Here is a 12,212-nt window from a genome sequence, read left to right on the forward strand (position 1 = left end):
CCTTCTGCTTTCCTTCTACCAAAGTGTAAGTATTCAACCAGACATGATATTACCTTGACATCTAAATATTTTGTGAGTTAAGGTGTAAAATAATTATTTTTTAGTCCGAATATGATGTTCAATGAAAGCGGTATTTGAGACTTTTATTTAATAATTGTAGAAGGAAAAACTTGTCAATTTAATTCTCAATATAAAAATCAGAGGTGTAAATTATGGGCTGGTTATGGAAAAGAAAAACTAAGAGCAAAAACAAACTCAAAAAAGACCGTAATAAACAACCGAAAAAGCGTAGAAGTCAAACATTTATTTTAGAAGAAATTATTAGCCCGAGCGTGGCATTTTGTCCGGTGCCAATAGATGATTCACTTGGTTATATTAGAGGATTTGAACTATTTACAGAACAAGAGTTAGTCGCTGCAATTTTAGGAACTGAATCCGCTATAGATATTAATAATATAGATACAGAAAGTTTATTTGAAAATTACTTTGCTAAAATTGACGAATATTTTGCAGAAAATCCTACTGAAGCTGATGCTTTTGATGTAGAAAATTTATCTACTTGGCCGACATTGGAAGCATTGATAAATCCAGGACAGCCAAGTGTAGAAATACCTGATGTGGGTGGAGTAGTAGGTACATTACCCCCTCCGGTAACGATACCAATAGACCCACCGAGAAATAACTATAATCAAGATTATGACTTCCCTGTGGAAAATCAACCTTTGGTAGGAGTTATCGATACTGGGTTTAGTGGTAATAATCCCGATATTGATTATAATCGGATAAGTTTGGGAAGCGATCGCTTCGACAACGACAATAACCCACTGCTCACCTCTGGGGAAGGAAACGAACATGGTACTCATGTTTTAGGAATTATTGGGGCGACTCGGAATAATAGTATTGGTATTGATGGCATTAACGATAGTGCCCCTTTGTGGTTGGGGCGAGCGATCGGTTCCGGGAAATGGGCCGAGTCTTTAGTCGAGTTTGTAGATGCTGCTAGGGAGTCTGAGAAAAAGAATGCGATCGCTAATTTAAGTTTAGACTTGACAAAAATCGACTCAGATGGTAATGTAACTACCCGTTATGAGTTAACACCTGAAGAGCGGGCGGCACTGGAATATGCCAGACAGAATGGAGTTTTAATTGTTGCTGCTGCGGGTAATGATGGCGGTGTAATGTCCGTTTTGGGGCAAGCATCTCAGGAATTTGACAATATTATTACGGTGGGTGCTGCTGATGGTGAAAATCGGGCAGCTTATTCTAGTTATGGTAATGGTTTGGATATTTTAGCTCCTGGTGGTACGGAGTCAAATCCTCTGCTTTCTAATGTTGGGGATGGTTTGGGTACGATGGCAGGTACTTCTGTAGCGACCGCTCAAGTAAGTGGTGCTACGTCGTTAGTTTGGGCAGCAAATCCAGATTTGAGTTATCGTCAGGTTGTGGAAATTTTGAAATCTACCGCTGAGGATGTACAAGCATCCGGATGGGATGAGGAGACTGGTGCGGGGTTGTTGGATATTGATTGGGCAGTGGAGTTGGCAAAAGTGACAGTACCGCAGGAGTATGAAGTACCCTCAATTTTAACTCCTGAAAGCTGGAGTGGTGCGGGAGTGGTGACGCCTGGGGAAAGGGCGGTAGCTACAGAATTTATGGGTAAGTATTATGAGTGGAGTCCGTATGTTATTCAGTCTGGGGATACTTTGAGTGACATTGCTTACCGAACTATGGGTGGTGGTAGTGCGCCTTATTATAATTTTATTGCTCAGAGAAATGGTATTGCTAATCCTAATCTCATATTTCCAGGTCAAAATATTTTAATTCCGCAACTGGTTGCTGCTCCGACTCCACCCAGACCACAACCACCGACTCCTCAACCAATTGAGTTTACAGGAGAAGTAGTTTTTAACTCTTTCGAGGGTGGATTTTATGGAGTCATTAGCGATGCTGGAAAATCCTATCTGCCGCTAGGAGGTCAACAGTTATTTCAAGGAAAAGAGGGAAGTAGAGTTAGGTTAAAAGGTATCCCCAAAAATGTTGCAACTTACCAACAGTGGGGGCAACCTATCGTAGTCTCGTCTGTTGATTTCTTGACCCAACCGATCGATCCTATTGCGAAAGAGGCGATCGAACAAGTTTATCAACAAAACAAAGCTAAATTAGGAGCAGCAACAAGTCAACCTGTAGATTTAGGGAATGGGTTTCTCAAACAAAATTTTGAAGGTGGTTATATTATTTGGAATGGAAATCAAGCGATCGCCTATATTACTGGACCTGGAACGCCAACTACACCTACACCTAAAAATGAGCCTTTCGGGTTAAGTCAAGTAGGATTTGATGGTCAGTCTGTTCATCAAACTTATATCAATACTTTTAACCGCAATGGTGGTAGTGAAAAATTAGGATTTCCCATTAATAACGTACATCCTTGGGAAGAAGGTTATACTCAGGATTTTGATTGGGGTTCTGAGGGACGCGGTGCAATAATGAAAGCTCATGGCGAGGATAATTCTTACTGGGTTGGTGGGAAAATTTGGGATAAATTCTTAGGTATTGGCGGTGCAGGATATCTCGGTTATCCCACAACCGATGCGGTCTCAGTTGCAGGCGGTTTAGATAATAGTGGTGGTAAAGTTCAGCATTTCCGGGGTGCTGAGGGTATTGCTAGTAAAATTTGGCTGTCAAAACATGGCGCACATCCAACTTGGGGAGCGATCGGCGGACGTTATGACTCAATGGGGGGGTTCTGGGAGTTGGCTAGGTTTCCCTACCAGTGCTGAACATGGAATTGGTAATAGTTGGGTAAAGCAAGATTTTGAAGGTGGATATATGCTTTGGCATCCTCAACAGGGAACAACTATTTATAACACCACAATAATTGATACTTTACCTCCAGATAGCGGTAATGGCAGCACCGGAGAATGGAACGTTCAATTCTGGAATAACAAAAATTTATCTGGCACTCCTGCTTGGAGTCGAACAGACCCTCCTGGAGAATTGCGTTTCCATGCAGGTTCGGGTGCGCCCCCCGATACAATAGGTGTTGGTGAAAATAATTTCTCGGCGCGTTGGGAAACTACCAGTGATTTTGAGGGGGGGTTTCTACCACTTCAAAACAAAAGCTGATGATGGAATGCGAGTTTATGTGGATGGCGTTTTAGTCAATCAAAAATGGGCAGCAGTCGATCCTTTCCAACAGCATGATGCTTATATTGCCATTCCAGAAGGCAAACATGATATCCGCATTGACTATTTTGAAGCAGGAGGTAGTGCTGCTATTCATTTCCTTTGGGAACCAACAGAATTTTTAGAAGGATATACGGGTGATTTTCGCCCCGTTGGTTTTGACGGTACATCAGTGCATGGTACTTATGTTGGTAGTTATCAACGCAATGGTGGTATAGAAGAATTAGGTTATCCCATTAATAATGTGCATCCTTGGGAAAATGGTTATATCCAAGATTTCGATGGCGGTGCAGCAGGTAAAGGCGGGATAATGAAATCCAATGCCAACGATAATTCCTATTGGGTCGGTGGAAAAATTTGGGATAAATTCTTAGATTTAGGTGGTGCTGGATATTTGGGTTATCCCACAACTGATGCCATTCCATTGCCAGGAGGTTTAGAAAACGGTGGTGGAGCAGTACAACATTTTGCTGGAAATAAAGGCATCCCTACTAAAATTTGGCTATCCGAACATGGAGCACATCCGACCTGGGGAGCGATCGGCGGTAAGTATGAAAAATTGGGTGCTGCCGATAGTTTCTTAGGATTTCCTACCAGTGGGGAAATAGGTCTGGGTGATGGTTGGATTATTCAAAACTTTGAAGGCGGTTATATTCTGTATAAACAAGGTTATCCAACCATTGCTTACGATACAAAAGCGATCGATACTTTGCCTGCTGATAGTGGTGAAAGTAGTACATCAAATTGGCACGCCCAATATTGGAATAATAAGGAATTGACAGGCTCCCCTCAATGGTCGCAATACGAAGAAATGAGCGATTTACGTTTCCATGCTGGAAATGGCGCACCTGTGGGAACGCGAGGTATTGAAGAGGATAAATTTGGAGGGCGTTGGATAACTACCAGTTATTTTGATGGCGGTATCTATAACTTTATTAACCGAGCTGATGATGGAGTCCGAGTCTATTTAGATGGCAACTTAATTATTGATAAATGGAAAGATTCGCCCTTTGAAGAAAAACGAGCTTTTTATGCTGTCGAACCAGGCTATCATCAGGTGATGGTAGAATATTATGAGAATGGTTTTAGTGCTGCCAACCACCTGCGCTGGGAACAGGCAAATTCTCCAGAAGAATGGGCAGGTGAATTTTTCCGTGGTCAAGATTTGAATCCTAAAGACTTTGCCGGAAACCGTGGCGGTGGTGTAAATTTCTTAGACAAAGATTGGGGAACAGGAAATGAATTAGGCGTACCTATTGGTAACGATGATTTTTCTGACCGTTGGGCAACAACTCGTTATTTTGATTCCCCAGGCGTTTATGAATTTACGAGTCAAGCTGATGATGGGGTACGAGTTTGGGTAGACGATAAATTAGTCATCGACCAATGGCAAGTTCAAGCTTTGGCAACCAATAAAGTTTTAGTTCCTCTCGATGAAGGATATCACCGCATTCGAGTCGAACATTATGAAAATACTGGTGAAGCAGCTAATAAACTAAATTGGCAAAAAGTTGCCGGAACGCCAGACGGTGAGAATGATTGGTCGCAACCTTGGGTAGGGCAGTATTTCAATAACCGAGATTTACAGGGCGCACCTGCGGTAACACGTCTAGAAAAAACTCCCGATAATTTAAAAGGAGGAATTTACTATAACGTTTCTGAAACTAGCCCCGATGTAGCAGTCGATCGGGATAACTTCTCTACTCGTCTCACATCTCACCGTTACCTCGAAGGCGGAACCTACAAATTCAACCTCAAAGGAGATGATGGAGTACGACTATTTGTTAATGGCGAGAAAATAATAGACCGTTGGGAGAACCCACCCTTTAATACAGCTCACGAACAAGAAATTATTCTGCCCGAAGGCTTGCATCGTATAGAAATCGAACATTCCGAAAAATATGGATTAGCTTATGCAGGTTTAGATTGGAACTTCTTAGAAAAACAGTCAGACCTGCAACCAGGAGCAACAACAACAGGGAAAAATCAACCAGAAATACTCGCCACTTATGAAAATTTAGTAGCAGAATTTGGCGCAAGTGCCATTGGAGTTCCCATCACACCCCTAACCACTGAATATTATTCACCACAACCACCACCAGGGATGTTTGCTCCAGCAGTCGTTTTCCCAACCGGACAAATCCAAGAATTTCGAGGCACAAACGGTCGTGGAGCAATTCTCAAACCTAATAACAACCCTCCTACCTATGTCTTTGGCAAACTCTGGGATGCCTTCCAAAATATGGGAGGTACGGAAACATTAGGTTATCCCTTGTCGTCGCAGCAAGATTTAGGTAACGGTGCTTCCGAGTTGGAATTGGAAAACGGCAAATTATTCTGGGCACCGGGAATGACAAATCCCACCTATTACGAATATACAAACGACACCCTGACTATTCCTGCGGATAGCTGGCGCGGAGAATATTTTAACAACCGTGACTGGAAAGGAAATCCTTTTGTGGTACGGAGCGATAGTGCTTCTGGTGGTAACTTAGATAAAAATTGGAGTTCTGGCACTCAACCCGCTCCCGGAATGCCTGACGATAATTTCTCCGTGCGGTGGACGAGTAACCGCCCCTTTGACCGAGGTACATATCGATTTATTAGCGAACACGATGACGGTTTTGTTGTAGAGGTGAACGGTCAGAAACCAATTAACAAAATGATGGAAGTGGCGACCCATACCACAGGATATGGAACCTTTACTGATGGCGGTCAATATCCGGTAGAAGTGAAGCATCGGGAATATGGCGGTGCGGCGAGGGCGAAGTTGCAAATTGAGAAAGCATCTGCTTATGTAGTGGGGTTAGACCCCGATAACAGGCTGAGTGTGGAACTTCCCGTTGCTTTTAATAAACATGGCGGTTACGAGAAAGTGGGGTTGCCTATTAATGACGTGCATTCTTGGGGTAGTGGATATGTACAGGATTTCGACCACGGGGCAAACGGTCGCGGTATTTTGATGCGACGGCATAATACGACAACTTTTTATTATCTTCATGGCAAAATTTGGGATACTTATTTAGCTAATGGCGGTGCTACTGGTAAATTGGGTTATCCGACTGGGGATGCGCGTAATATCGGTAATGGGATTACCTACCAGCCGTTTGAGCATGGATACATTCAAATTATGCCCGATGGTAAAGTGAGAGCGCAGGCTTATAATTACAAAGAGTTTGTAGGTTATCCCATGCCTTCCATTGGAGTTGCTCACCGTCATACTCCGAATTTACACCATCGGACAGGTGGTGCAACGGCTTATCAGCAATGGTTGACCTTTGATGCCTGGACTTATGGGGATACGGCTACCGATACTCAGTTGGGAACGCCCGATAATCGTTGGTTCCGCATTAAGGGGACGGATACTTGGGTTCCGAGTGCTTATATTTTTGGAAATCCTGAAGGGTTGCCTGATACTGGTGGTAACGGTGGTGGTAGTGGAAATTATTATCCTGAGCTTGCTTCTTTGACAAATGCTGACTGGAATTATCAAAGCAAAGACAACCTATTTTTTGATGGTAATACTGGAAATGGAGAAAGCTTATCATCAGTTAAACAACTTTACTCCGATCTCTCTAATGATATCTTTGGTTCTTACAAAGCAATGACGGCTGGGTACTTTGATACCACAAATTATCCTGGTACACACTATGGCATTGATATGGCTGGTCTTGCTGGCAACCCAGTAAAAACTGTAGTTGGAGGTACAACAACTCTAGTGCAAAATGAGGCTGGTAATTACTTTATAGGTGTCAAAGGTGATGATGGTAATCTTTGGATTTATGGACACCTAGAAAATTACTCTGTGGGGATTGGTCAGCGTGTAGAAACTGGAACACAGATTGGTGTAGTATTCGACGGCGCGTATTTGGGTGATTACTGGATGGCTCAACATCTCCATTTGGAAGTTCACCAAGGTCATGTATACAATCAGGCTAACTCAATAAGTCCGCTTCAGGCTTATTGGGAGTTGAAAAATGCTTCTGGTGGTGGTAATTCTGGTGATGATGATTCTGATAATGATGATTCTGATAATGATGATTCTGGTGGTGGCAATCCAGGTGAAAGTATTATAGGAAGTTTGAAACAGTTACAGTTTGAGCTAGATAATACAAGTCTATGGGGTTCTGGTAAGCAAGGTTTCTATTTAGGGGGAGATTGGCGATTCGATAATGTAGGTGATACTTGGTCATTCGGTCCAGGCGAATTTTGGGTAAAGATGAAAGGTGGTATTGGAGCATATGTGAGTAGCGGAACTGCTGACATTAAATTGCCTGGAGTTTTTGACTTTAAGTATGATAATAGTTCAAATCAATTTACAGTTTCATCTAATATTGGCAAAGGAGATCCTCTTTTTTCTAGTGACTTGGGTGCGGGGGTAGGTATTGATTTTGAGTTGGGGTCTGGAATAGGAATAAACGGAGAAATTCCTATTCTAAGTGGTACTGGTTTCAACTTTAAATCTGGTTTTGAATTGGATGCTTTTGATATTGCAACAGGATCTGTTGTAGCGTTGGGTTTGTCAGCATTTGGAGTACCACCAAATCTCGCAAAGTCGATTGCTAATTCGTTTGCTGATTCAGTTGATATAGACTTTGCATCTAATTTAGTAGATCAAAATTTTGACAATAACCGTTTAGAAGATGAGGATAGTGCTGGTATTAAAATAGATTTGACAAAGGGGTTGTTTAAAAACTTAAAGTTTGGCACTCTTAATGCAAGCCATATATTGGGTGCAAATCTCGAAGTCAATTTCAATCAAAAATCTACTCTAGACCTGACAGGGTTCAATTTTGATCAAAATAATGATGGTAAAGCAGACTTTAGTGTAAATCTTGGGCAAAGTATTTCTGAGAAACTTACAGGCAACCTAAATAATCTCATGGTTCAACCAATTACTCAACTGAAAACCACCTTTTCTCCTCAGCTAATAGGTAGTATTGGCGCGTCTTTCCAAAGTGCAATAGATAGCGTAGTTCCGGATTCTACTCCGCAGTGGATCAAAGAATTAATTAAGGTAAATCCTAGTGGAGTAAACTTCGATCTAAATTTGACATTCCCAGGATTAAATTATGAAGTAAAAGAATTTAACCCATTTGAAGTCTCTAACTACTGGCTACCTTTCAAATAGGAAGTGGTAGGTAATAATCATTTAACCCCTGTATATCACCGTAACGCACAAATATCCCCTGGTATCGGTGCGTTACGCGGGAACAACATTAACTCGACTACGCCATAATTAAATTCCCCTGAATGGCGCACCCTACCTTTTCACCAACAAACCTGATTTTTGATAACAGGAGCGTTCTCCTCCAGTTCCCCCCTTTCCAAGGGGGGTTAGGGGGGATCGATCCCAAGGTAAAATCAACAGAAAAAAATTCCTGCTGTTGAGAGGACATATTTACTAGGGTAGCGATCGCTTGAAAGGTAGAAGTTGGAGTTGTTGAATTGGGGTCGGTTGTCGGTTGATGACTCCTGTGTCGATCCCCCCTAGCCCCCCTTAGAAAGGGGGGGACCGGAGTGGTATTAGTCATGTGCGTTACGCAAAAACAACATTAACTCAATTACACCATAATTAAATTCTCCCGAATGGCGCACCCTACCTTAATTGCTCTTGTTCTACAGAATGCTCCGCAAAGGTGAACAAAATTGTCTGCTAATCTAGGGAAATAGCGATCGCTTCCGGTTCCCCCCTTATCAAGGGGGGTTAGGGGGGATCTAATCCATATTGTTGAGAGGAAACCTAAATTTGTGGAGCGTACCCTTTGAACTTAGCCCTAGTACAGGAGGTATGGTCAGAGTTGCTGGGTTGGTCTGATGGTGATTGTTTGAGGTTCGTTGGGGTGCTTCCTAGTCTGTCGATCCCCCCTAGCCCCCCTTTCTAAGGGGGGGACCGGAGTGGTCTTAGTCAGGTGCCTTACGCGGGAAAAACATTAACTCGACTACGCCATAATTAAATTCTCCCGAATTGCCCACCCTACCTTAATTGCTCTTGTTCTACCGAATACTCCGCAAAGGTGAACAAAATTGTCTGCTAATCTAGGGCAGCAGCGATCGCTTCCGGTTCCCCCCTTCTCAAGGGGGGTTAGGGGGGATCTAATCCATATTGTTGAGAGGAAACCTAAATTTGTGGAGCGTACCCTTTGAAGTTAGCACTGGTACAGGAGGTATGGTCAGAGTTGCTGGGTTGGTCTGATAGTGGTTGTTTGAGGTTCGTTGGGGTGCTTCCTAGTCTGTCGATCCCCCCTAGCCCCCCTTTCTAAGGGGGGGACCGGAGTGGTCTTAGTCAGGTGCCTTACGCCGGAACAATATTAACTCAATTACGCCATAATTAAATTCTCCCGAATGGCGCACCCTACCTTAATTGCTCTTGTTCTACCGAATACTCCGCAAAGGTGAACAAAATTGTCTGCTAATCTAGGGCAGCAGCGATCGCTTCCGGTTCCCCCCTTATCAAGGGGGGTTAGGGGGGATCGAGCAACTCACCAACCAAACCCTCCAACCGCCAACAAACCCCCTCAAACTCCCGAAAAACCTCAACATTAGTAAACCTCACCACCCGCAACCCATAACCCTCCAAAACAGAAGTCCTCTCAGCATCATAAGCCTTTCCCTCCTCCGTAAAGTGACTATCCCCATCAACCTCAATAACCAACCCAAGAGCAGCACAATAGAAATCAACAATAAAATTATCAATAGGTCGCTGTCTCAACACCCGCAGGGGAAAAGTTCTGAGGAAATCTTGCCAGAGTTTTTTTTCAGCGGGAGTGGGGTTTTTGCGGAGTTGTTTGGCGATGGGGACGAGTTGGCGGTTGTAGGGGAGGTGGAAGTTGCTGCGATCCCCCCTAACCCCCCGTTTAACAAAAAGCGCAGCAACATCTGGCTTCCCCCGCAGGATCGGGGACGGGAGGGGGATCGATAAGGGGGGACTGGAGGAGAGGGAGGGTTGGTTGGGGTATTTTGAGGATTGCGATCCCCCCTAACCCCTCGTTTAACAAAAAGCGCAGCAACATCTGGCTTCCCCCGCAGGATCGGGGGACGGGAGGGGATCGATAAGGGGGGACTGGAGAAGAGCGTTCCTCTGTTGAGAAGGGAGAGGCCGGAGCAGGAGTAGAATTTATTGGGGTATTTTGAGGATTGCGATCCCCCCTAACCCCTCGTTTAACAAAAAGCGCAGCAACATCTGGCTTCCCCCGCAGGATCGGGGGACGGGAGGGGGATCGATAAGGGGGGACTAGAGGAGGGGGAGGGTTGGTTGAGGTGGTTTCAGGATTGCGATCCCCCCTAACCCCCCTTGATAAGGTGGGGACCGGAGAGTTGGTTGGCTCTTGTGGGCTGCCCGTGACGTTTTGCTTAGTGGTCATTGGTGTTTTCTCAAATAGATGAATCCATGTTACCAACTCTTAAAAGTATTTTCTACCCTAGCAGAATTTTTTTGGGAAGTAAGAAGCGATCGCCCCTCCCCAAAATCCCCATAAACTCCGGTTCCCCCCTTCTCAAGGGGGGTTAGGGGGGATCGTAGATATCCCTCGCCTGCGATTACCTGCTCAGAACAGCAGTAATAATCACCGTAGTAGAATAAGACTTAAAGCAAGTAACACCATCCACCGAGTAGCTTGTTGGTAATTAGTCAAGCGATCGCTCTGATTTTTCTTGTTTTCAACCTCAACCCAAGAAGCGATCGCCCACTAGACCACAAATCATCTTTTTCCCCTCCGGTTCCCCCCTTATCAAGGCAGGGCTAATTTTTTGTCGTCAGATAATATTGACAAACCTTGGAGAATCAACCTTTGGTGGGCATAAATAAAACCTAAAATCTAAATACGTCTTTTATGGTTATGATAATTCCTCAAGCAGTTACAATTATTTATAAATCATCCCAATATGTATAGTACGGATATACAGGAGAATAGTAGCATGGATCTTGGAACTTCCATCATTGGAATTGCAGAAAATATAACAGTGGGAGTAGGAGGTAGTTCCTCTACAGTTGTTGCTCCTAGACAGTATAGTCAAGTTGTTAACAAACCATATCCCAACTACAAGGTTATTGTTTTAAATGATGATGTCAATACATTTAAGCACGTCGCTGAATGTTTGCAAAAATATATTCCAGGTATGACAAGCGATCTTGCTTGGGAGCTAACTCACCAGGTTCACAACGAAGGTCAAGCCATAGTTTGGGTTGGCCCTCTAGAACAGGCAGAATTATATCATCAGCAGTTGAGTCGGGCCGGGTTAACAATGGCACCGTTGGAAAAAGCATAAATAATGAGGGAGGAGTCAGGAGTCAGGAGTCAGGAGTCAGGAGGAAAGAATAAGGTATTTTTGATTGAGTAAAATCTTAAAGCAGATTAGAAACTATAGCACTCGAAGCAACATTTAAGATATATCAAAAGCTTACAGCACTTCCCGATGTTATGAGGTACACAGCTAGCGGGCAAGATGCCCGCACTACAATAATTTGACCATTCGCTCCTTGTACCTCATTAGTCTAAAATCTGCTGTAAAACTCAGACAACGCCAAATTTTCCTTCTTCCTTCTTTCTTCTTCCTTCTGCTATAAACATGATAAAATTATCCATGAAATAACTATATAAAAATACTATGCAATTAACACCCCAAGAAAAGGATAAACTGTTAATTTTTACTGCTGCTTTATTAGCAGAACGTCGTAAAGAAAAAGGCTTAAAATTGAATTACCCTGAAGCAGTTGCCTATATCTCTGCAGCAATTTTAGAAGGTGCTAGAGAAGGTAAAACTGTGTCTGAATTAATGAGTTTTGGTACAACTTTATTAACAAGAAATGATGTAATGGAAGGTATCCCAGAAATGGTGCAAGAAGTTCAGGTAGAAGGAACTTTTCCTGATGGTACAAAATTGGTGACTGTGCATAACCCCATTCGTTAGAAAGTAAGCGTTTCCTCCGGAATGCTGCGCAAACAGCTATCAGCTATCAGCTATCAGCTATCAGCTATTTACTGAAAATAGGAGGTTAAAGCAATTGAAAAATTGAGAGAGAATTA

The 12,212-nt window shown here is 43.3% G+C and carries 7 protein-coding genes; 6 read left to right on the forward strand and 1 reads right to left on the reverse strand.

The window, feature by feature from the left end; all coding sequences use genetic code 11:
• Window positions 1-212: 212 nt before the first annotated feature.
• From SAGCYANO_RS17630 to SAGCYANO_RS17640, 3 genes are read left to right on the forward strand one after another with little or no spacing between them, the layout of a single operon-like run.
• Complete coding sequence (locus SAGCYANO_RS17630; protein WP_202221274.1) at window positions 213-2,780, forward strand: S8 family serine peptidase; 2,568 nt, start codon at window positions 213-215, stop codon at window positions 2,778-2,780.
• Window positions 2,728-3,126 (forward strand): hypothetical protein, encoded by a 399-nt coding sequence (locus SAGCYANO_RS17635; protein WP_202221275.1) that lies wholly within the window; start codon window positions 2,728-2,730, stop codon window positions 3,124-3,126. The genes SAGCYANO_RS17630 and SAGCYANO_RS17635 overlap by 53 nt, the downstream gene beginning before the upstream one ends.
• Complete coding sequence (locus tag SAGCYANO_RS17640) at window positions 3,083-8,317, forward strand: PA14 domain-containing protein (RefSeq protein ID WP_202221276.1); 5,235 nt, start codon at window positions 3,083-3,085, stop codon at window positions 8,315-8,317. Before SAGCYANO_RS17635 ends, SAGCYANO_RS17640 begins: the two co-directional genes overlap by 44 nt.
• 1,332 nt (window positions 8,318-9,649) lie before the next feature.
• Here SAGCYANO_RS17640 and SAGCYANO_RS17645 read toward each other — a convergent pair.
• Window positions 9,650-10,102 carry an endonuclease domain-containing protein gene (locus SAGCYANO_RS17645; protein WP_307785919.1) on the reverse strand — a complete coding sequence of 151 codons (453 nt, stop codon included), beginning with the start codon at window positions 10,100-10,102 and terminating at the stop codon, window positions 9,650-9,652.
• Between the two features lie 703 nt (window positions 10,103-10,805).
• Here SAGCYANO_RS17645 and SAGCYANO_RS47680 point away from each other — a divergent pair.
• The 3 genes from SAGCYANO_RS47680 to ureA all read left to right on the forward strand — a co-directional run bounded on the left by SAGCYANO_RS47680 (window position 10,806) and on the right by ureA (window position 12,096).
• Complete coding sequence (locus SAGCYANO_RS47680; RefSeq protein ID WP_255502591.1) at window positions 10,806-10,931, forward strand: hypothetical protein; 126 nt, start codon at window positions 10,806-10,808, stop codon at window positions 10,929-10,931.
• 172 nt (window positions 10,932-11,103) lie between these two features.
• On the forward strand, window positions 11,104-11,454 hold the full coding sequence (gene clpS, locus SAGCYANO_RS17650) for an ATP-dependent Clp protease adapter ClpS (protein WP_202221277.1): 351 nt from the start codon (window positions 11,104-11,106) through the stop codon (window positions 11,452-11,454).
• Window positions 11,455-11,793: 339 nt separating this feature from the next.
• On the forward strand, window positions 11,794-12,096 hold the full coding sequence (ureA, locus tag SAGCYANO_RS17655) for an urease subunit gamma (protein ID WP_202221278.1): 303 nt from the start codon (window positions 11,794-11,796) through the stop codon (window positions 12,094-12,096).
• Window positions 12,097-12,212: the final 116 nt, after the last annotated feature.

Origin of the sequence: Okeania sp. KiyG1, from assembly GCF_014132355.1 — a bacterium.
In the GTDB taxonomy this organism is placed as follows: Bacteria; Cyanobacteriota; Cyanobacteriia; order Cyanobacteriales; family Microcoleaceae; genus Okeania.